Annotated in this window: 20 protein-coding genes and 1 riboswitch; of the genes, 11 read left to right on the top strand and 9 right to left on the bottom strand. The window is 65.3% G+C overall.

The window, feature by feature from the left end:
• Positions 1–73 precede the first annotated feature (73 nt).
• The gene (locus WKW82_RS10990; protein WP_340342325.1) at positions 74–901 is read right to left on the bottom strand and encodes an HAD-IIB family hydrolase; all 828 of its coding nucleotides are present in this window, start codon (positions 899–901) and stop codon (positions 74–76) included.
• Positions 902–1,000: 99 nt separating this feature from the next.
• Here WKW82_RS10990 and WKW82_RS10995 point away from each other — a divergent pair, with 99 nt between their 5' ends.
• The 3 genes from WKW82_RS10995 to WKW82_RS11005 are packed head-to-tail and all read left to right on the top strand — an operon-like array spanning position 1,001 to position 3,637.
• Positions 1,001–1,996, top strand: a complete 996-nt coding sequence (locus WKW82_RS10995) for an ABC transporter ATP-binding protein (RefSeq protein ID WP_340342326.1) — start codon at positions 1,001–1,003, stop codon at positions 1,994–1,996.
• Positions 1,996–2,832 (top strand): ABC transporter permease, encoded by an 837-nt coding sequence (locus WKW82_RS11000; RefSeq protein ID WP_340342327.1) that lies wholly within the window; start codon positions 1,996–1,998, stop codon positions 2,830–2,832. The genes WKW82_RS10995 and WKW82_RS11000 overlap by 1 nt, the downstream gene beginning before the upstream one ends.
• Before the next feature lies 1 nt (position 2,833).
• Positions 2,834–3,637, top strand: coding sequence for an ABC transporter permease (locus WKW82_RS11005; protein ID WP_340342328.1), 804 nt, complete (start codon positions 2,834–2,836; stop codon positions 3,635–3,637).
• A 138-nt stretch (positions 3,638–3,775) separates the two neighbouring features.
• Here WKW82_RS11005 and WKW82_RS11010 read toward each other — a convergent pair whose 3' ends face one another.
• The 3 genes from WKW82_RS11010 to WKW82_RS11020 form a co-directional block, all read right to left on the bottom strand.
• Positions 3,776–4,234, bottom strand: coding sequence for a DUF3592 domain-containing protein (locus WKW82_RS11010; protein ID WP_340342329.1), 459 nt, complete (start codon positions 4,232–4,234; stop codon positions 3,776–3,778).
• Positions 4,235–4,240: 6 nt separating this feature from the next.
• Complete coding sequence (locus tag WKW82_RS11015; RefSeq protein ID WP_340342330.1) at positions 4,241–5,869, bottom strand: peptide chain release factor 3; 1,629 nt, start codon at positions 5,867–5,869, stop codon at positions 4,241–4,243.
• A gap of 245 nt (positions 5,870–6,114) precedes the next feature.
• Entirely contained in the window at positions 6,115–6,750 is a 636-nt protein-coding gene (locus WKW82_RS11020; protein WP_340342331.1) for a hypothetical protein, read from the bottom strand.
• 96 nt (positions 6,751–6,846) lie between these two features.
• Positions 6,847–6,916, top strand: a riboswitch (S-adenosyl-L-homocysteine riboswitch).
• Positions 6,917–6,983: 67 nt separating this feature from the next.
• On the opposite strand from WKW82_RS11020, the gene ahcY reads away from it, so the two are divergent.
• Genes ahcY through WKW82_RS11040 form a run of 4 tightly spaced genes read left to right on the top strand, consistent with a single transcriptional unit; the run spans position 6,984 to position 10,805 of the window.
• A complete protein-coding gene (gene ahcY / locus WKW82_RS11025; RefSeq protein WP_340342332.1) occupies positions 6,984–8,423 on the top strand; it encodes an adenosylhomocysteinase in 1,440 nt (479 codons plus the stop codon).
• A 10-nt stretch (positions 8,424–8,433) separates the two neighbouring features.
• On the top strand, positions 8,434–9,231 hold the full coding sequence (locus WKW82_RS11030) for a TlyA family RNA methyltransferase (protein WP_340342333.1): 798 nt from the start codon (positions 8,434–8,436) through the stop codon (positions 9,229–9,231).
• Between the two features lie 15 nt (positions 9,232–9,246).
• A complete protein-coding gene (gene metF / locus WKW82_RS11035; RefSeq protein ID WP_340342334.1) occupies positions 9,247–10,080 on the top strand; it encodes a methylenetetrahydrofolate reductase [NAD(P)H] in 834 nt (277 codons plus the stop codon).
• The gene (locus tag WKW82_RS11040) at positions 10,077–10,805 is read left to right on the top strand and encodes a septal ring lytic transglycosylase RlpA family protein (protein ID WP_340342335.1); all 729 of its coding nucleotides are present in this window, start codon (positions 10,077–10,079) and stop codon (positions 10,803–10,805) included. Before metF ends, WKW82_RS11040 begins: the two co-directional genes overlap by 4 nt.
• 147 nt (positions 10,806–10,952) lie before the next feature.
• Here WKW82_RS11040 and WKW82_RS11045 read toward each other — a convergent pair whose 3' ends face one another.
• Positions 10,953–11,921 carry a 23S rRNA (adenine(2030)-N(6))-methyltransferase RlmJ gene (locus WKW82_RS11045; RefSeq protein ID WP_340342336.1) on the bottom strand — a complete coding sequence of 323 codons (969 nt, stop codon included), beginning with the start codon at positions 11,919–11,921 and terminating at the stop codon, positions 10,953–10,955.
• A gap of 304 nt (positions 11,922–12,225) precedes the next feature.
• On the opposite strand from WKW82_RS11045, the gene rplM reads away from it, so the two are divergent.
• From rplM to erpA, 3 genes are all read left to right on the top strand, one after another.
• Complete coding sequence (rplM, locus tag WKW82_RS11050; RefSeq protein ID WP_340342337.1) at positions 12,226–12,657, top strand: 50S ribosomal protein L13; 432 nt, start codon at positions 12,226–12,228, stop codon at positions 12,655–12,657.
• A gap of 11 nt (positions 12,658–12,668) precedes the next feature.
• Complete coding sequence (gene rpsI / locus WKW82_RS11055) at positions 12,669–13,061, top strand: 30S ribosomal protein S9 (RefSeq protein WP_213957394.1); 393 nt, start codon at positions 12,669–12,671, stop codon at positions 13,059–13,061.
• A 127-nt stretch (positions 13,062–13,188) separates the two neighbouring features.
• Positions 13,189–13,554 (top strand): iron-sulfur cluster insertion protein ErpA, encoded by a 366-nt coding sequence (gene erpA, locus WKW82_RS11060; protein ID WP_340336028.1) that lies wholly within the window; start codon positions 13,189–13,191, stop codon positions 13,552–13,554.
• Between the two features lie 744 nt (positions 13,555–14,298).
• Here the strand turns inward: erpA and WKW82_RS11065 are convergent.
• Together WKW82_RS11065 and WKW82_RS11070 are read right to left on the bottom strand one after the other, a co-directional pair.
• Entirely contained in the window at positions 14,299–15,426 is a 1,128-nt protein-coding gene (locus tag WKW82_RS11065) for an anhydro-N-acetylmuramic acid kinase (protein WP_340342338.1), read from the bottom strand.
• Positions 15,427–15,449: 23 nt separating this feature from the next.
• Positions 15,450–16,799 carry a peptidoglycan DD-metalloendopeptidase family protein gene (locus WKW82_RS11070; RefSeq protein ID WP_340342339.1) on the bottom strand — a complete coding sequence of 450 codons (1,350 nt, stop codon included), beginning with the start codon at positions 16,797–16,799 and terminating at the stop codon, positions 15,450–15,452.
• Between the two features lie 159 nt (positions 16,800–16,958).
• Here WKW82_RS11070 and tyrS point away from each other — a divergent pair, with 159 nt between their 5' ends.
• Positions 16,959–18,191: a tyrosine--tRNA ligase gene (tyrS, locus tag WKW82_RS11075; protein WP_340342340.1), complete on the top strand. Its 1,233-nt coding sequence runs from the start codon at positions 16,959–16,961 to the stop codon at positions 18,189–18,191.
• A gap of 88 nt (positions 18,192–18,279) precedes the next feature.
• On the opposite strand, the gene WKW82_RS11080 is transcribed toward tyrS, so the two are convergent.
• Positions 18,280–18,804, bottom strand: a complete 525-nt coding sequence (locus WKW82_RS11080; RefSeq protein ID WP_340342341.1) for an OmpA family protein — start codon at positions 18,802–18,804, stop codon at positions 18,280–18,282.
• Positions 18,805–18,884: 80 nt separating this feature from the next.
• The gene (locus WKW82_RS11085) at positions 18,885–19,355 is read right to left on the bottom strand and encodes a FecR family protein (protein ID WP_340342342.1); all 471 of its coding nucleotides are present in this window, start codon (positions 19,353–19,355) and stop codon (positions 18,885–18,887) included.
• Between the last annotated feature and the right edge of the window lie 74 nt (positions 19,356–19,429).

Below are 19,429 nucleotides of genomic sequence, written 5' to 3' on the forward strand. Positions count from 1 at the left end.
GGCGCACCCAGCGGCCCGGCAAAGCCGGTTCCGCGGGTGCCCACGAACAGGCATTGACTTGTTCGCTCGGGTTTCAGGATCGGCGGCTTGCCAAGAGGATCGCAGCCGCGACTTCGGCAAAGCCCGCGCCGCGCTCGCTCGGCGCCACGTAGCGCGGCAGGTGCGAAAGCGCTGATTCGAAGCGGCGCACGTTCGCCACGCCGACGCTGTGCGCGAAGTGCTGGAACATCAGCGCATCGTTGGTCGAATCGCCGACGTAGGCCCAGTGACCCATCTCTTCGTCCAGCGAGCGGCCCCACAGTTCACGCACGATCCAGCGCGCACCTTCCAGCTTGTTGTGCTCGCCATACCAGCCGTTGACGTGGATGCTGCTGACGGTGGCATGCATGCCTTCCTCGCGCATCAGCGTAACGACCGCCGCGATCCGCGCATCGTCGAGTTGCACGAACTCGCTGTGGTCGATCGCGATGTCGCACTCACGCCCTGCCGAGTCGGTCGCACGCCGTGCACCCGGAATCTCGCGCTCGATGCGTGCCAGCACCGCCTGCATGCGCGCGTAATTGCGCTTCCGCGTGGCATCGTCCTGCTGGTAGGTCTTCGCGAGCACGCCGTGTTCATTGACCAGCGCCACGGCGCCGTTCTCCGCAACGATCGCATCCACCGGCCACACCAGGGCAAAAGGCTCGCTCCAGCCCACCGGCCTTCCGGTGATGGCGATCACGGGCAGCCCTGCAGCCTTCAGATCGTGCAGCGCACGCAAGGCCTCGGGCGCGATGGCGCCTTCCGTGGTCAGCGTGTCATCGATGTCGGTGAAGACGCCGATGAGCGCAGCGCGATCGTTTGCCGGCCACAGCGTCAATGGAAGTAAACGTTCGGACGGGGCGGGCAGGGAAGACGGCATGGCGATGGCAGGAAATCCGGAGGGGGCCGCGATCCTACCGGGGCTTTGAGGTAGCATCCCGGCCCCGCCGCGCCGGCGAGGTGGGCGCGGCAACCCACCATGCCCCAGATCCTCGTAGACCAACTCCGCAAGACCTATCGCATTTCCGGGCGCGATCCCGGCGTGATGGGTGCGCTGCGCGGGCTCGTCCGGCGTCGCCATCGCACGGTGACGGCGCTGGCGGACGTGTCCTTCTCGCTGGAGCGCGGTGAACTGCTGGGCTTCATCGGGCCGAACGGCGCCGGCAAGTCGACCACCATCAAGATCCTCTCGGGCATCCTGCGGCCGGATGGTGGCCGCGTGGAGATCGACGGGCGCGACCCCTTTGCCGACCGCGCACGCCACGTGGCACGCATCGGCGTGGTCTTCGGCCAGCGCACTCAACTGTGGTGGGACCTGCCGGTCGGCGACGGCTTCGACCTGCTGCGCGACATCTACCGGGTCGACCCGCTGCGCTACCGCCGCACGCGCGACGAACTGGTCGCGCTGCTGCATCTGGAGCGTGTGCTGGACCAGTCGGTGCGGCAGTTGTCGCTGGGCCAGCGCATGCGCGCCGAGATCGCGGCAGCGCTGCTGCATGAACCCGACATCCTGTTCCTCGACGAGCCGACCATCGGCCTGGATGCGCCCTCCAAGCTGGCCGTGCGCGACTTCGTGCGCCGCGCCAACCGCGAGCGCGGCACCACCGTGCTGCTGACGACGCACGACATGCACGACATCGAAGCGCTGGCCCGGCGCGTGATCGTCATCGGCCACGGCCGCGTGCTGGCCGACAGCCCGGTGGAGTCCTTGCGTGCGCAAGTGATGGCGGAGCGTCGACTGGTGGTCGACTTCGCGCAGGATGTCAACCTGCCCGAGCAGGTGGAGGGCACGCGCGTGCATTCACGCGACGGCCGCACGCTGGTGCTGGACTTCGACCCCGCCACGACGTCGGCGCCCGCGCTGATCGCGCGCATCGCGGCCGAACATGCGGTGGAAGACATCCGCCTGGAAGGCCTGCCCATCGAGGCCGTCATCGCGCGCTTCTACGCCATGCACGGCGCGGCCGAAGGGTGATGGCCTTGCCCGACTTCGCACGGCCCTATGTCGCGGCCTTCGCGTCGCGCTTCCTGCAGATGCTGCAGTACCGCACCGCCGCGCTCGCGGGCTTTGCCACGCAGTGCTGGTGGGGCGGGATCAAGGTCATGGTGCTGGCCGCGTTCTACAGCGGGGCATCGCTGGCGAGCGCGCCGATGTCGCTCGCGCAAGCCATCACCTACACGTGGCTCGCACAGGGCTTGCTCGCGCTGTTGCCCTGGCTCGGCGATCCGGAAATCGCGCAGGCCGTGCGGACCGGTGCCATCGCCTATGACCGCTTGCGGCCGGTGGACGCGTATGCGCTGTGGTTCGCGCGCAGCGCCGGCTGGATCCTCGCGCGCGTGCTGCCAAGGATGGCGTTGATGGCAGCCTTCGCGGCCGTCGCGTTGCCGTTGTGCGGGCTCGGCGAGTGGGCCTGGCAGCCGCCCGCAAGCCTCGCGGCCGGACTCGCCTTCTTCGCATCCGCCGTGTTGGCGGTGCTGTTGTCCACGTCGATGGTGATGCTGCTCAACATCGCGGCTGCGGCGGCGCTCAACGAACGCGGCATCAACGCACTCGCCGCGCCGGTCGTCATCGTGTTCTCCGGCAACCTGCTGCCGCTGATGCTCGCGCCGGATGCCTGGCAGACCGCCTTGCTGTTGCAGCCGCTTGCCGGCGTGGTCGACATTCCTGCGCGCCTGTACTTCGGACTGATGAGCGGCCCGCAGGCGCTGGTCGGCCTCGGCCTGCAGTGCTTCTGGCTCACCGTGCTGGTCGTGACAGGTCACCTGGCGATGGACCGGACCATGCGCAAGCTCGACGTGCAGGGCGGTTGACATGGGATCGCTGGCGCTCTTCTTCCGCTTGGTGAGGGCATCGCTCGACAGCCAGGCGCGCTATCCCGCGTCTGCCCTGATGCTGACGCTCGGCCAGTTGCTGGGGACCGGCATCGAGATGATTGCCGTCTGGGCGCTGTTCCATCGTTTCGGCGACGTGCAGGGTTGGCGCATCGGCGAGGTGGCGGTGTTCTACGGGCTCGTCAATTGCATGTTCGCCATCGCCGACGCGATGGGCCGCGGGTTCGACGTGCTGGGCACCGATTTCCTGCGCACCGGAACATTCGACCGGCTGCTGCTGCGCCCACGCCCGCTGGCGTTGCAGCTGATGGGGCACGACTTCCGCATCAGCCGCCTGGGCCGCTTGCTGCAAGGTGCGGCGCTGCTGGCCTTCGGTGCGGTGCAGACGGATCTGGCCTGGACGCCGCAGGCGGTGCTCATCGCGCTGTTCGCGCTGGCCGGCGGCGTGGCGCTGTTCCTCGGCATCTTCGTCTTGCAGGGCACGCTGTCGTTCTGGACGGTGGAAAGCCTGGAGATCGCCAACGTGCTGACCTACGGCGGCGTGCAGGCCGCGCAGTTCCCGCTGGCCATCTATGCCCAGTGGTTTCGCCGTGTGCTGACTTTCATCGTGCCTTTGGCCTGCGTGGCCTACTACCCGGTGCTGGCGATCCTCGACAAGGTTGATCCGCTGGGTGCGCCGGGCTGGGTCGGCTGGGTATCGCCGCTCGCGGGCTTCGTGTTCCTCGCTGCGGCATTCGGGGTGTGGCGCTTCGGCTTGCGCCACTACGCTTCGACGGGGAGTTGAGTGGCGGCAGATGGGGACGGACGGCCGAAACGCAGACGTTGCTTTCCGTGATCAGCGTGTCATCGATGTCGCTGAAGAGTCCGGTCAGGCGCTGCCGTTCGATCGCGCTCCACGAGTCCATGGAAAGCAGGGCGTTCTTCATTCGCGATGAAGCAAGCTGACCGCGAAGGCGAACACGACGAATCCGGTCAGGATGAAAAGACTTTTCCACGTTCGTCCTGTCCGGCCAGGTTCAAGCAGCGAATCTTGCGGCATCGTTGGGTTGTAGTAGACGGTGAGGGTGTCAACGCCCGTATATCTCGCGTTGAATTCGCTGCGCTCTGCGGTTGACACGCACCATGGTGTGCTGCGGATCCGGTCGTTCTTGTAGCGCACGCCCGCGACTGCGTATTCGTATCGGACCCACGCGGTGGGGCAATCCGTGTCATCGGTGCCGGTTTCCGCGATCCCCTTTGCCACGAACTGCCCGTGGACGCTCGGCCAGCTTCGGGTCTTGGATGCCCGGACCAGGTCCCCACCCATAGGGGCTGCACACAAGAGAAATATCACGGCAAAGAGCAAGATCTTCAAACCCAGCGGGCTCAAGAGCTTGTCCATCGCCGATCACCCCGCCGTCTGCAACGCCAATCCCGCGTGCTCCCGCAGCGGATGAAAGTGAATCTTCGGAAAGCGCTCCTGCGCCAAGCGCACGTCATACGGCGACGTGCACAGGAAGGCCAGCGTATCGGCCGCATCCTTGGCCATGCGCTGCGGATACGCGTTCACGAACTCGCGCAACTCGGCCGGCGTGTCGGCCGTGATCCAGCGTGCGCCCGTGTACTGGCAGCCTTCCAGCTTCACGTCGGCGTCGTACTCGGCCTTCAGGCGATGCTGCACCACTTCGAACTGCAGTTGCCCGACCGCGCCCAGCAGCATCGGCCCGCCGATCTCCGGCCGGAACACCTGGATCGCACCCTCTTCGCCAAGCTGCGCGAGGCCTTGTTGCAATTGCTTCGTGCGCAACGGGTTCTTCAGGATCACCGTCATGAACAACTCCGGCGCGAAGAACGGCAGCCCGGTGAACTGCAGCGATGCACCATCGGTGATCGTGTCGCCCAGCTGCACACCGCCATGCGTGGTGAAGCCCACGATGTCGCCCGCATAGGCCTCGTCCACCGCCTCGCGCCGCTGGCTCATGAAGGTCACGACGCTGGTCGGCCGCAACTCCTTGGCGGTGCGCTGCACGCGCAGCTTCATGCCCGGTGTGTACTTGCCCGAGGCCATGCGCACGAAGGCGATGCGGTCGCGGTGGTTGGCGTCCATGTTGGCCTGCACCTTGAACACCACGCCGGCAAAGTCCTTGTCCTCCGGCTGGATCTCCTTCACCACCGGCTGGCGGTTCACCAGCGTGGTGCTGGTGCGCGACTGCGGCGACGGCGCGAGGTCGACCAGCGCATCCAGCACTTCCATCACGCCGAAGTTGTTCACGCCGGACCCGAAGAACACCGGCGTCTGCTTGCCCGCCAGGAAGGCCTCATGGTCCCAGGAATGCGACGCGCCGGTGGCCAGTTCCATGCTCTCCATCGCGTCCTCGAAGTCCTTGCCGAAGCGCTTGGTCAGCGTCTCGCGGTCGGACAGCGGAATCGTCTCGAAGTCCTGCGGCAGCCGCTCGCTGCCCGACTCGAACACCGTCATCGCCTGCGTGCGCAGGTTCATGATCCCGCGGAAGGCCTTGCCCTGACCCACCGGCCAGGTCATCGGCACGCAGGCCATGCCGAGCTCGCGCTCCACCTCGTCGAGGATGTCCAGCGGCTCGCGCACTTCGCGGTCCATCTTGTTGACGAAGGTGATGATGGGCGTGTCGCGCTGGCGGCAGACCTCGATCAGGCGCCGCGTCTGCGCTTCCACGCCGTTGGCCGCGTCGATCACCATCAGCGCCGAGTCCACGGCCGTCAGCACGCGGTAGGTGTCTTCCGAGAAGTCCTTGTGGCCCGGTGTGTCGAGAAGGTTGATGACATGCTCGCGGTAGGCCATCTGCATCACCGACGAAGCCACCGAGATGCCACGCTGCTTCTCGATTTCCATCCAGTCCGACGTGGCATGGCGCGAGGCCTTGCGCGCCTTCACCGAGCCGGCGATCTGGATCGCGCCCGAGAACAGCAGCAGCTTCTCGGTCAGCGTGGTCTTGCCCGCGTCAGGGTGGGAGATGATCGCGAAGGTGCGACGGCGGCGGGTTTCGGAAAGATAGGACACGAAGAGGGTTCCAGGGACAGGGTGCGGCCCGCAAGGCTTGCGCAGCCGCGCAGTCGCCTTGATGAGGCGCACGAGGCGCGGCGGGCCAGTGGTCGAGGAGAACCCGCGATTATCGCCGCCCGGGCATGAACGGTCACTTGCACGGTGCCGCCACATCCTTCTCCCCTCTGCGGAGTTGAGGACGGATGCGGCGCGCCGGGCCGCGAGAGCCTGCCCGCGAAGAGCACGCCCCAGGCCTTTCAACGTCACATCGGCGGCTGGAACCCATCGCGCCCGACCAGCATGCGCAGCGCGGTCGGCTTGCCGTCCTTTTCCTGCGCCGTGATGACCACCTTCGCGCCCGGCACCACCAGCGCCGCCTGGTCCTGGTTGCCCGGCTTGAAGGTCACGACCGGCGTGCCCGCAGGCACGATCACCGTCTGCTCGCCACCCTTGTACTTGAGCAACAGTTTCTGCCCGCCCGGCACCGATGCCGGCGCGGCCGACAGCGTGGACACCGTGGCGTTCGTCATCGTGCTCTCGGGCATGTAGTCCCAGGGACGGAAGCCTTCGCCCGTGCCGCGCGCGGATTCGGGAAACACCACGATCTCCAGCGCACGCTGCGTGCCGTCGGGCTGCGGCATCGACCCGGCGCCGACGAAGCTGTCGGCCTTGATGTCCGCCATCGTGAGCGGCACGACTTCCGAGACGTTCATGTCCGCAGGCCGCACCAGCGTGACCACTTCCCCGCTGCGGTCCTTGACCACCATCGACGTGGCATCGACACGTTCGATCACGCCGCGCACGCGGACCTGTGCGGGCGTTTGTGCCGACACAAGCAAGGGCAGGGCGGAAGCCGCTGCGATGGCCAACGAAATGGCAAGCTGCTGGGCTCTCAACATGGCGTGAAGTCTCCGTACAGGCAGTGGGGATCGGCAGTCTAGGACGATCGGGGTAACGTTGCTGGCCACCCAAAACCCAGCCGCGCTAAAATCCGCCGTTCCGAGGAGCGTTGCAGCGCCGACAGGCGTGAGGCTCGGACCCTTATCGCAACCACGCTCACCCGCTGTTCTCGCGGTGAGTCTTCATCCCCGAACGCAGTGGCATTCTTCAAACCAGCTTTGTTGGAGTTCACATGAGCGCAGTTCTCAAGCCCACCCCCGTTTCCACCGTCGACCAGGCCATCGCCGACCTGTCCCTTGCCGCCTGGGGCCGCAAGGAAATCCGGATCGCCGAGACCGAGATGCCCGGCCTCATGGCCATCCGCGAAGAGTTCGCGAAGTCGCAACCGTTGGAGGGCGCACGCATCACCGGCTCGCTGCACATGACCATCCAGACGGCCGTGCTGATCGAGACGTTGCAAGCCCTCGGCGCGCAAGTGCGTTGGGCCTCGTGCAACATCTTCTCGACGCAAGACCATGCCGCCGCCGCCATCGCGGCCGCCGGCACGCCCGTGTTCGCGATCAAGGGCGAGTCGCTGAAAGACTACTGGGACTACACCCACAGCATCTTCGACTTCGGCGCCAAGGGCACGAAGGGCGAAGGCCCGAACATGATCCTCGACGACGGCGGCGATGCCACGCTGCTCATGCACCTGGGCCAGCGCGCCGAGAAGGACCAAAGCGTCTTGGCCAACCCCACCAGCGAAGAAGAACGCATCCTCTACGCCGCCATCAAGGCCAAGCTCGCCGTCGACAACAGCTGGTACACCCGCAAGTCCGCCGAGATCATCGGCGTGACCGAAGAAACCACCACCGGCGTGCACCGCCTCAATGAAATGTCGGCCAAGGGCACGCTGCTGTTCCGCGCCATCAACGTGAACGACTCGGTCACCAAGAGCAAGTTCGACAACCTCTATGGCTGCCGCGAATCGCTGGTCGACGGCATCAAGCGTGCCACCGACGTGATGATCGCCGGCAAGGTCGCCTGCGTGGCCGGTTACGGCGACGTGGGCAAGGGCTCGGCACAAGCCCTGCGTGCACTGAGCGCGCAAGTGTGGGTCACCGAGATCGACCCCATCAATGCCCTGCAAGCCGCGATGGAAGGCTACAAGGTCGTCACGATGGAATACGCCGCCGACAAGGCCGACATCTTCGTGACCACCACCGGGAACAAGGACGTCATCACGCACGACACCATGGTCAAGATGAAGGACCAGGCCATCGTCTGCAACATCGGCCACTTCGACAACGAGATCGACGTCGCGTCGATCGAGAAGTACGAATGGGAAGAGATCAAGCCGCAGGTCGACCACATCACCTTCCCCGATGGCAAGAAGATCATCCTGCTGGCCAAGGGCCGCCTTGTGAACCTCGGCTGCGGCACGGGCCATCCGAGCTTCGTGATGTCCTCGTCCTTCGCCAACCAGACCATCGCGCAGATCGAGCTGTTCACCAAGCAAGATGCGTATCAGGCCGGCAAGGTCTACGTGCTGCCCAAGCACCTCGACGAGAAGGTCGCGCGCCTGCACCTGAAGAAGGTCGGCGCGATGCTGACCGAACTCACCGACGCACAGGCCGCGTACATCGGTGTGAACAAGGCGGGTCCGTACAAGGCGGACACCTACCGCTACTGATCGGCGCCCCTTGCGCGCTGATCAATTGCTCGTGGAGCGCGGCCTGGCCGCGTCCCGATCCCAAGCTGTTCGCCTGATCGCCGGTGGCCTGCGCTGGCGCGATGCCGGCACCACCGACGCCTGGCGCAACGTGGCGAAGAACCGCGACGACCTGCCCGAGACGGCGGAACTCGAACTGCTCGACGCGGCCGAGTCACGCTACGTCTCGCGCGGCGGGCTCAAGCTCGAAGGCGCGTTGCGCGTCGCGGGCCTCGACGTGTCCGGCAAGCGTTGCCTCGACGTGGGCCAGTCGACCGGCGGCTTCACCGATTGCCTCCTGCAGCACGGTGCGCTGCACGTGACCGGCATCGATGTCGGCCACGGCCAGTTGCATGCGCGGTTGCGCGAGGACGAACGCGTGACCGCCATCGAGAAGGTCAATGCGCGCGCCTTGACGCCTGCCGACCTGACGGACGATGACGTTGACGACGACGCCACATCGGAGCCATCAGCTGAACCCGCTTTCGACCTCATCGTCGGCGACCTGTCCTTCATTTCACAGACGCTGGTGCTCCCGGCCGTCGTGCAGTTCCTCACGCCCTCCGGCGATTTGCTGATGCTCGTCAAGCCGCAATTCGAATTGCAGCCCGGGCAGGTCGGCAAAGGCGGTATCGTTCGCGACTCGGCCCTGTACGCGGTGGTCGAGCAGCGTTTGCGGGAGGCATGCGCTGCGCTGGATCTGCGTGTGGTGAACTGGTTCGACAGTCCGATCGAGGGCGGTGACGGGAACCACGAATTTTTCTTGCATGCCGTTCGCGCAGAGCGGTGAACCCAGGAGTAGGCCGTGCGTCTGCCACTAAGTTTTGAATTCTTTCCGACCAAGACGCCAGAAGGCGCGGTCAAGCTGCGCGCCGTGCGCCAGCAGTTGTATGCCATGCAACCCGAGTTCTGCTCGGTCACCTATGGTGCCGGCGGCTCGACGCATGCCGGCACCTTCAATGCCGTGCGCGAGATCCTGGCCGAGGGCGTGGATGCGGCCAGCCATTTCTCCTGCATCGGCGCTACCAAGGCAACGGTGCGCGAGCAACTGGCCGAGCTGAAGTCCATGGGCGTCAAGCGCTTGGTCGCACTGCGCGGCGACCTGCCGAGCGGCTATGGCGCCGGTGGCGAGTTCCAGTACGCCAGCGACCTGATCGGCTTCATCCGCAACGAGACCGGCAACGACTTCCACATCGAGGTGGCTTGCTACCCCGAAGTGCATCCCCAAGCCCGCTCACCCGAAGCCGACCTCAAGGCCTTCGCGACCAAGGTGCGAGCAGGTGCCGACTCGGCGATCTCGCAGTACTTCTTCAGCCCCGAGGCGTACTTCCGCTTCGTCGACGAGGTGCGTGCGTTGGGCATCGACACGCCCATCGTGCCGGGCGTCATGCCGATCATCAGTTCGACGCAACTGATGCGCTTCTCCGATGCCTGCGGCGCGGAGATTCCCAGATGGATTCGCCTGCGCCTGCAAAGCTATGGTGACGACGTGGAATCGATCAAGTCCTTCGGCCTTGACGTGGTCGCCGCGCTGTGCGAGCGCTTGCGTGCCGGCGGCGCACCGGCGATGCACTTCTACACGATGAACCAGTCGGTGGCGACCCTCGCAGTGCTGCAGCGATTGGGTTGGGGCCCATGAACTTCTGGCGCGTCGGTCGCAGGGTTGCAGCGTTGCTTGCGGTGGCATTCACCGCCGGCTGCGTCGTCCCGCCCGCCGCGCCTGATTCGCCTGGTTCCGAGGGCACTGAAGCAGCTTCGAACGCCGGAGCGGGCACCCCGTCCACCGGCTTCTCCTGGCCCGGCCTGCGTCCCCTTGCGCGCCAGCCCGCGACACCGCCCGGTGCCGCGCCACAGTCGGCCGTCGCGACAGTGAACTACGACATCTACAACTCGGAGTCGCCCGACGACGGTGTGCCGGGCGACACCGGTCCGCGGGAAGTGATCGAGCGCGGCAATGCCTCCTGGTACGGCATCGATTTCCACAACAAGAAAACGGCGAACGGCGAACGCTTCGACATGAGCGCCATGACCGCGGCCCACAAGACCCTGCCCTTCAACACCAAGGTATGTGTGCGAAGCCTGGTCAACGGCAAGGAAGTCCTGGTTCGCATCAATGATCGCGGCCCTTTCGCGGCCGGTCGGATCATCGATCTCAGCCGAGCCGCGGCGGAGCAGATCGGCATGATGGGCCTGGGCATCAAGCAGGTGGCCTTGTCGGTGATCGACCGCAAGGAGCAACGCTGCGGCGGTGTCGCAGGCGGCGCGGACGGCTTCGAGCCGCTGGTCTACACGCCGGCCGCGCCCACGCGGCGCAAGGCACCGGAGCCCGGCCCCAAGGCCATCAATCCGCGCCAGCGCCGCTGAAGCTTTCTCGTATCAGTGCGCCATTACGCCGCGCGCTCCACGAGGCACGAAGCTTAGCAAGCAAGGGGAAGCCCGATCGTGGACACCCGCCCGCGGCGTGCGCCCCCTTGAGGGGGAGCGCCGCACGCGCATTCGGGGGCTCCTCATCTATCCGCCGCGGTCGAGTGAGAACGCAGCGTGCCGGTCCTGCGCCAGCAGGACCTTGAGTTGCTCCAGCGCCGGCTGCAACCGACCCTTGAGCGTGTACGGCGGATTGATGAGGAACATGCCGCTCGCCGGCAGCCCCGGGCGCTTCTGGTCCCCGGTCACGGTGGTCAATATCTTGCTCGACTTCACCGTCAGCGTGGCGTGCAACCAGGATTTGCCCGCCTTCGTCGCCATGGTCTTGAGCCGGCGCGGCAGGTCGTGCGCCTCGGGCCGCGGAATGATGGGGTACCACACCGCATAGGTGCCGGTTGCGAAGCGCTTGAGCGATTCGCCGATCAGGTCGAGCACGCGGCCGTAGTCGGTCTTCATCTCGTAGCTCGGGTCGCACAGCACCAGCGCGCGGCGCGACGGCGGCGGCAGGAACTTGGTGGCGCTGCCAAAGCCGTCCTCGCGCAGCACGGCGATCTGGCGGCCGGCTTCGAGTTGCGCGATGTTGGCGTCGAGCGTGCGCGCGTCGGTGGGATGCAGTTCGAACAGCTTGAGCTTGTCGTGCTCGCGCAGCAGGTGGTGGGTGATGAACGGGGAGCCGGGGTACACGCGCGACCCGCCGTTGGGATTGAACGCGCGGATCAGGTCAAGGTAGCTCTGGATCGCCGGGGCCAGCGGTGCGTCGGGCGCCACGGCTGTCTTTGCGGCGGGTTTCTTCGCCGGGCCTTGAGCCAGCGCCGCGGCTGCAACTGGCGCCGCTTCCTGCTTCGCCGCCAGCAGGCGCAAGACGCCATCGGCCGCTTCGCCGCTGGTACCGGCGTAGTCGCCATCGAGCCGGTAAAGGCCTGCGCCCGCGTGGGTGTCGACCACGGTGAGCGCGGTGTCCTTCTCGAGCAAGTGCTCCAGGGTGGCGATCAGCACCGTGTGCTTGAGCACATCGGCGTGATTGCCGGCGTGGAAGGCGTGGCGATAGCTGAACATGGTGGGAGGGTCCCTGTCGGATGAACTGGCAAACGCCGGCTTGCCGACATGCAACCATGTTTCGGATCTCGCGCCTGCGTTCGGGAAGCCCCCGATTTTGAGGCCTGCGCAGGTGTCCAGGCCGAATTTGCCTGCATTTGCCTTTCCTTCGTATAATTGAAGGCTTCGCAGCGCTTTTGTGGCCCCGCGGCGAAGAACCTGACGGCGCTCCGCCATTCAGGTGCACCCCACCTAAGAGATTCCCGCCAGAGGAACGCCGATCGTGGAAAAGGGCCCGCCAAACCCTCTTCAAAAGAGAAAACTCATGACCAAAACGTTCAGCGCCAAGCCCGCTGACGTGACGCACGAGTGGTTTGTGATTGACGCGACCGACAAGGTCCTCGGACGAGTAGCCAGCGAAGTTGCTCTCCGTTTGCGCGGCAAACACAAGGCCATTTACACGCCTCACGTCGACACCGGTGACTTCATCGTCATCATCAACGCAGCACAACTCCGCGTGACCGGCGCCAAGCCGCTCGACAAGGTGTACTACCGTCACTCGGGCTACCCGGGCGGTATCACTGCGACGAACTTCCGCGACATGCAAGCCAAGCACCCGGGCCGCGCCCTGGAAAAGGCCGTCAAGGGCATGCTGCCCAAGGGCCCGCTCGGCTACGCGATGATCAAGAAACTCAAGGTTTACGGTGGCGCCGAGCACCCGCATACCGCCCAACAGCCCAAAGCGCTGGAAATCTAAGGAGCCTTGAGATGATTGGTGAATGGAACAACGGCACCGGCCGTCGCAAATCCAGCGTCGCCCGCGTGTTCCTGAAGAAGGGCACCGGCAAGATCACGGTCAATGGCAAGGACATCCAGGCCTATTTCGGCCGCGAGACCTCGATCATGATCGCGAAGCAACCCCTGTTCTTGACGAACCATGTCGAAACCTTCGACATCATGGTCAACGTCAATGGCGGCGGCGAATCGGGCCAGGCAGGCGCCACGCGCCACGGCATCACCCGTGCGCTGATGGACTACGACGCGAGCCTCAAGCCCGTGTTGAGCCAAGCCGGCTTCGTCACGCGCGATGCACGTGAAGTCGAACGTAAAAAGGTCGGCTTGCACTCTGCACGCCGCCGTAAGCAATTCTCGAAGCGTTAATTCGCTATTGGACATGTCATGGGCCTATGGCCTGTACCGACAAAGAGCCGCCTTCGGGCGGCTTTTTGCTGGTTGCAGTAGCATGAGTCCATTGGCCGCGCGATCGGCCCCCCAACGGAGTTTCCCTATGAGCGCTGTCGCTGAACAAATCCCCACCGAAATGCCCGCCCCGATCGTCTTCACCGACAGTGCGGCGGCCAAGGTGGCTGACCTGATCGCCGAGGAAGGCAATCCCGACCTCAAGCTGCGCGTGTTCGTGCAGGGAGGCGGTTGCTCCGGCTTCCAGTACGGTTTCACCTTCGACGAAATCACGAACGAAGACGACACCACCATGACCAAGAATGGTGTCTCGCTGCTGATCGACGCGATGAGCTACCAATACCTGGTCGGCGCCGAGATCGACTACAAGGAAGACCTGCAAGGCGCCCAGTTCGTCATCAAGAACCCGAACGCGACCAGCACCTGCGGCTGCGGTTCGAGCTTCTCGGCCTGAACTCCTCGCAACCGGCCTTGTTAACTCGAAAAAACCGCCTGAGGGCGGTTTTTTCTTGCCTGTCGTTTCGTTGGTTGGATCGGGTGCGCGATGTCGCGGGGGCTGGGGCAACTGGTCGTGGCCCGGGTGCTCCAGGGGGGGCGGGCGGTCCTGTTGCCCGTCTGACGCTTTGGCATTGCTGCGAACGGTGCCAACGCAGTGAATTCGTCCGGGCGATGAGCTTCTTGGCGATTCCCAGCCTGATCGGGCCGCCCTGGGCCCCCCACGCTGGGCGACTGGCCAGTGCAGCACGCGTCCTGGACTGATTATGAATCGTCCTGATCAAACGTGCCCATGGAGCTGGCGGGCTGCATCGCCACGCTGAAGATCATGCCAGAGCCGCGAGCGACGCGGCGCTGGCGTGCTTCGATGGCATGGGCTACGCGTTGCTGCCATTCGGAATGGAGGCGCTGTCGCTTGCAATGCACGGCGTATCTGGACTCGCCTTTGGACTCGCCTGCGCCAGGGCGGCGAGCTGTTGCTGGTAGTGTTCGGCTTTGCAAACTCGTCGCCTGTTCGACGGATGCAGCGCGCCGGCCCGATCCGCTATTTCCACCGGTCGTGTTGCGAATCCCGACTTGCAGCGCCGGCTTGGCCGGCACCCTGCAAGCAACTGAACTGAACAGCCACTGCCCAAAAAGCAAGGGCCGGGCCGTCCGGGAGGCCGCTGGGTGTGGCGCCGCGGGTGCTACAGGGTGGACCCGATCATGCCGGGTAGATCCCGCCGAGCACCCGGCCGCCGCGCGCCCCCGTGACGCTGGCCAGATTGCCTTGCTCGCGATGGATGGCCGCGCGAGCCAGCCACGCGAAGGCTGCAGCTTCGACTTGCTGGGGTGGCAAGCCGCGCTCGCTCGAGGAGACGACGGCCAAGCCGGGCAGCAAGGCACGCAAGCGCGCCATGAGATGATCGTTCAGGGCGCCACCGCCGCAGACGATCAATTCCTTGCACTCGATTCCATGGCGTTGAACGTCGGCCGCGCATGCGCTGGCGGTAAGTTCGGCCAATGTCGCCTGGACGTCGATCGGCGCTGCATCGCTCGCGGCGCCCAGATGCGTTGCCAGCCAAGCCGGGTTGAAAAGGTCGCGCCCGGTGCTTTTGGGCGGCGCCTTGCCGAAGTAGGGGCTGCCGATCAGGCGGTCCAGCAATTCGGGCAGGACAACCCCACTGGCGGCCCATTGGCCACCCCGATCGAAGGGTTCCCCGATGTGGCTCTGGCACCAATGGTCCATCAGCGCATTGCCGGGGCCGCAATCGAAGCCGAGCACGGTCTGCCGGGCGCTGCGGGTTGCCGGCAGCAGGCTCAGATTGGCAATGCCGCCGATGTTGAGCACCGCGACCGATTGGTCCGGATGGCCGAACAGGGCCCGATGAAAGGCTGGAACCAGAGGCGCACCTTGGCCGCCCGCTGCCACGTCGCGGCTGCGGAAATCGGCCACCACGTCGATTCCGGTCCACTCGGCGAGCGCGGCCGGGTTGTTGATTTGCAGGGTGTAGCCGGTTTCATCGAATTCTCCGGGTCGGTGCCGCACTGTCTGTCCATGGGCGCCGATGGCGCGCACGGCGGTCGGAGGGAGGCCGGTCTCGGTCAACAACCGCTGCACGACTGCGGCGTAGATCCTGGCCAAGCCATTTCCGGCCAAGGCAGCGCGATGCAATTCGTCGTCGCCATGCGGGAGGTTGAGCGCCAGGAGTTCGGCCCGCAACGCCACCGGAAAGTGGGTCGTGGCATGGGCCTTCACGGCGATATGGCCGCCCGCGAAGTCGGCCAGGACGCCATCCACACCATCGAGCGAGGTGCCGGACATCAAGCCGATGAACAAATCCTCGGCCATGTCAGAGCGGATCAGGAGTTCGCTCAGTCGGCGCTCGCCTGGACCACGGACATCGCCGCCGCCAACTCGGTCCGGGTGGCCTTTGCCACGCGCTCGAACGCCTGCCGCGAAGACGCAGCGATCGGCGTGCCGCCGCCCTGGTCCGCGAGGGTGGCAGGATCGGCGTAGTCCCCGTTGACCCGGTACTCGAAGTGCAGGTGAGGGCCGGTGGACCAGCCGGTCATGCCGACGGCACCGATGAACTGGCTCTGCGTGACGGGCTGGCCGACCTTGACGTCGATGCGGCTCAGGTGGGCGTACACCGTACTCTGGTTGTTGCGATGGTTCAGGATGACCAAATTGCCGTAGCCGCTTTGCACCCCGGCAAACTCGACCACGCCATCGCCCACGGCGCGCACGCCGGTACCGATAGGCGCCGAGAAGTCAATGCCGTGGTGCTGGCGCCAGTCATTGAAGATGGGATGCACGCGCGCCGCGAAACCGCTGGTGATGCGTGAATATTCCACCGGCGAACTCAAGTAGGCCTTGCGCAGGCTGTCGCCATTCGGGCGATAGTAGCCACCTTTGGTGCCGGGTTGCTGGAACCACAGGGCCTGATAGAGCCTGCCGCCGCTTTCGAACTCGGCCGATAGAACACGGCCGCTGCGCAGCGACTGACCGTCGGCCTCGAAGGATTCGTACACGACGGCGAAACGGTCGCCATTGCGCAACTGGCGGATGTCGATGTCGGTGCCGAAGATGTCCGCCAACTGGCTGGCCACGCCGTCCGGAATGCGGGCCTCGCCGGTTGCTGCGAGCAGGGATGTGCGCACCACACCACTGGCCAGGCGCGTACTCGCGGTCAGCGGATCGACTTCAGTCTTGAGGGCGAAGCCGTTGGCCGTCCGGGTGATGACGACGCGCTTGAAGCCGCCGTCTGCATCGGGAATCCAGCGCGCGCTGAGCTTCTGGAGCTGGTTGTCTTGTCCGGCTTCAGCGGTGACGGTGCGTCCGGGGCGGCCGAAGAGTGCCGCGCGGGCGTCGGCGTTTGCGCGAATGAACGTGGCGGCACGCGAGTCGGAAAGGCCGAGTCGCTTGAACAGCGCCTCGGCTGTGTCGCTGGAGCGCGTCAGGTCACTTCGAAACAGCGTGAATCCAAACGCATCGAGTGCGTCCGTCTGCGCTTCGACAGGGAGTGGTGCAACCGCTTCGAGCACCTGCCTGACAGGCAGGTCACCCGGGTCGGTGCCTAGCGATGCCACTGCGAAGGCACCGCCGCCGGCGCACAGAAGCATTGCCGCGATGGCCGCGGTGATCTGCTTCGGATACTTCCGGAATGTGTGAGCCACACGAGAAGCAAGCAACTCCTCGGCAGCAAGAATGCCTTTGATCAACTTGATTCAGTCCAAAATTCTGGTCGGCCAACCCGTGCTGAAAAGGCCTTGCGGCGAAGGCGGCAGCACGGTGCGGAAGGTGCGCCGCTTAGAATCCGGCGCTTGAAAATCGGACTGAGTATAGCTTCGGCAGTACGCAAGTCAGCCAATAAAAACCCAATGACCGCCAAGTCTGTTACATCCCCAAGTCTCTCAAAAGGTGTAGGACATGCTCTGGAGGTGTCGCTGCGCGGCGCCGACGAGCTGTTGCCGCAGGACGAATGGATCAAGAAACTCCAGCGTTCAGAAGCCACCGGCCAGCCGCTGCGCATCAAGCTTGGCCTGGACCCGACGGCCCCCGACATCCACATCGGCCACACCGTGGTGCTGAACAAGATGCGCCAGTTGCAGGATCTTGGGCATACCGTGATTTTCCTGATCGGGGACTTCACCACCACGATCGGCGATCCCTCTGGCCGAAACAGCACGCGCCCGCCGCTGACGCGCGAGCAGATCGAGGCCAACGCGCAAACCTACTATCGTCAGGCCAGCATGGTGCTGGACCCGGACAGGACCGAGATTCGCTACAACTCCGAATGGAGCGACCCGCTGGGCGCCCGCGGCATGATCCAGCTGGCGGCCAAGTACACGGTGGCCAGGATGATGGAGCGGGATGATTTCAACAAACGCTTCAAGGCGGGCCAGTCGATCTCGGTGCATGAATTCCTGTACCCGCTGATGCAGGGCTACGACTCGGTCGCGCTCGAGTCCGACCTGGAACTCGGCGGCACCGATCAGAAATTCAACCTGTTGGTCGGTCGCCATCTCCAGCAAGAATACGGGCAAGAGCCGCAGTGCATACTTACTATGCCATTGCTTGAAGGGCTGGACGGCGTCGAGAAGATGTCGAAGAGTAAGAACAACTACATCGGTATCAGCGAGGACGCATCGACCATGTACGCCAAGGTACTGTCGATCTCGGACGTGCTGATGTGGCGCTGGTACACGCTGTTGAGCTTCAGGTCGCTGGCGGAAATCGAAGCGCTGAAGGCGGAAGTCGAGGCGGGGCGGAACCCGAAGGACGCCAAGGTGGCGCTGGCCAAGGAGATCACCGCCCGGTTCCACAGCGCCGCTGCGGCCGATGCGGCCGAGCAGGACTTCAACAATCGCAGCAAAGGCGGCATCCCCGACGAAATTCCGGAGCGCACGGTGTCGGGGGCGCCGATCGGCATTGCCCTACTGCTCAAGCAGGCGGGCCTGGTGGAATCGAACGGCGAGGGCAATCGCATGATCGACGGCGGCGGTGTCCGCATCGATTCGACAGTGATCAGCGACAAGGGACTGAAACTGCCCGCCGGTAGCTATGTGCTGCAGGTGGGCAAGCGGAAGTTCGCGCGGGTCCTGCTTTCGTGAAGCGCGGCTGCTGCCGGATGCCCGGGGCGGGCTGTCCGCACGGGCCAAGCGGCGGGCATCGTGCGAAGGGCAGGCCCGCGTTCGGGCTTTAGCGGACGACGACCGTCACGCGCCGATTGCGCGGTTCGTCCACGTCGGGGCCGGTCTGCACGGCCAGGTCGCGCGAGCCGCGGCCGACGGCCTCTACGCGGTTCGATGGGAATCCGCGCTGGGTGAGCATGTCGCGCACCTGGGAGGCGCGCTGAAGCGACAGCGTGTCATTCTGAGCGGCTGCACCCGTGGTGTCGGTATGGCCGGTGACCACGATGTCGCCACCGCTGCGGGCGACCGCGGCCACGAGCAGGTCCTGCAAGTCCTTCTGCGATTCGGGGGCCAGCTCCGTGCCGCCCGCCTCGAAGTACAAGGTATAGCGCTCCGCCCTGGGCGGTGCCATGTCGAACAGCGCGCCGTTGGCCTTGCGGATCTTCGCCGGGTCGGCCTGGTCCACCACCGGCGGGCCGCTGGCGCCGAGTGCCGCCTCGGCACGCTCATAGGGTTTGTCCAATACTTTCTTGCCGCCCTTCGATTCCACGACCACTGCAGAGCTTGTGCCGTCCGCCTGGGGCAGCAGCACGACGCGGGTTCCCGGCGTGGAGCAGGCGGCGAGCAAGACCGCGCAACTTGCCGCAAGGCAAATACTGACTCGACGACCAATCATTGCGGCTCCACCTCCACGATGAAGTCGGTACCGCGGATGCCGATGGTCGCGGTCTGGGTTTCGATGCGCACCGCGTCGGGATGCGTCTTGCCGATCAGGCCGGTGATCATTCGAAGCGACCCTCGCAGCAATGCGACCAGCACGTTGCCATCCTGCGTCGTCGATTCGTAGCTGAAACCCTTGAGATCGAGCCGTGACGATGGGCCGATCACGAGCGTGGTTCCGTCGCGCAAGACGACGCTGGCGCCGGAGTCGGGGCCGGTCACCAAGCGCTCGACGGGGGACACCTCTTCACCCGTGCGGGCAGGGCGCATCACGCCATTGGCGTCGAGCAGTTTCACGTCGCCGCGCAAGTTCTTGACGAATCCGGCATGCGCCGGCGCGGCGGGCTGGACTGGCGTCTGTGCGGACGCGGTTGCGGCGGCGCAAGCCAGAGCGACCACAGCAAGGCAAGTTCTTGTCTTCATTGAATACCCCCTTCTCTCTGTCCATCGAGCTTTTGTAGCGCCGATGGTACGCGACCTTTGCGCGGGTGCGCCGG

Source organism: Variovorax rhizosphaerae (genome assembly GCF_037889975.1).
Taxonomy (GTDB): domain Bacteria; phylum Pseudomonadota; class Gammaproteobacteria; order Burkholderiales; family Burkholderiaceae_C; genus Variovorax; species Variovorax rhizosphaerae.

Excerpts from the sequence above, each read along its gene's own strand:
- WKW82_RS10990 (WP_340342325.1), bottom strand. The coding sequence starts at position 901 with ATGCCGTCTTCCCTGCCCGCCCCGTCCGAACGTTTACTTCCATTGACG.
- WKW82_RS10995 (WP_340342326.1), top strand. The coding sequence starts at position 1,001 with ATGCCCCAGATCCTCGTAGACCAACTCCGCAAGACCTATCGCATTTCC.
- WKW82_RS11000 (WP_340342327.1), top strand. The coding sequence starts at position 1,996 with ATGGCCTTGCCCGACTTCGCACGGCCCTATGTCGCGGCCTTCGCGTCG.
- WKW82_RS11005 (WP_340342328.1), top strand. The coding sequence starts at position 2,834 with ATGGGATCGCTGGCGCTCTTCTTCCGCTTGGTGAGGGCATCGCTCGAC.
- WKW82_RS11010 (WP_340342329.1), bottom strand. The coding sequence starts at position 4,234 with ATGGACAAGCTCTTGAGCCCGCTGGGTTTGAAGATCTTGCTCTTTGCC.
- WKW82_RS11020 (WP_340342331.1), bottom strand. The coding sequence starts at position 6,750 with ATGTTGAGAGCCCAGCAGCTTGCCATTTCGTTGGCCATCGCAGCGGCT.
- ahcY (WP_340342332.1), top strand. The coding sequence starts at position 6,984 with ATGAGCGCAGTTCTCAAGCCCACCCCCGTTTCCACCGTCGACCAGGCC.
- WKW82_RS11040 (WP_340342335.1), top strand. The coding sequence starts at position 10,077 with ATGAACTTCTGGCGCGTCGGTCGCAGGGTTGCAGCGTTGCTTGCGGTG.
- WKW82_RS11045 (WP_340342336.1), bottom strand. The coding sequence starts at position 11,921 with ATGTTCAGCTATCGCCACGCCTTCCACGCCGGCAATCACGCCGATGTG.
- rplM (WP_340342337.1), top strand. The coding sequence starts at position 12,226 with ATGACCAAAACGTTCAGCGCCAAGCCCGCTGACGTGACGCACGAGTGG.
- rpsI (WP_213957394.1), top strand. The coding sequence starts at position 12,669 with ATGATTGGTGAATGGAACAACGGCACCGGCCGTCGCAAATCCAGCGTC.
- erpA (WP_340336028.1), top strand. The coding sequence starts at position 13,189 with ATGAGCGCTGTCGCTGAACAAATCCCCACCGAAATGCCCGCCCCGATC.
- WKW82_RS11065 (WP_340342338.1), bottom strand. The coding sequence starts at position 15,426 with ATGGCCGAGGATTTGTTCATCGGCTTGATGTCCGGCACCTCGCTCGAT.
- tyrS (WP_340342340.1), top strand. The coding sequence starts at position 16,959 with ATGACCGCCAAGTCTGTTACATCCCCAAGTCTCTCAAAAGGTGTAGGA.
- WKW82_RS11085 (WP_340342342.1), bottom strand. The coding sequence starts at position 19,355 with ATGAAGACAAGAACTTGCCTTGCTGTGGTCGCTCTGGCTTGCGCCGCC.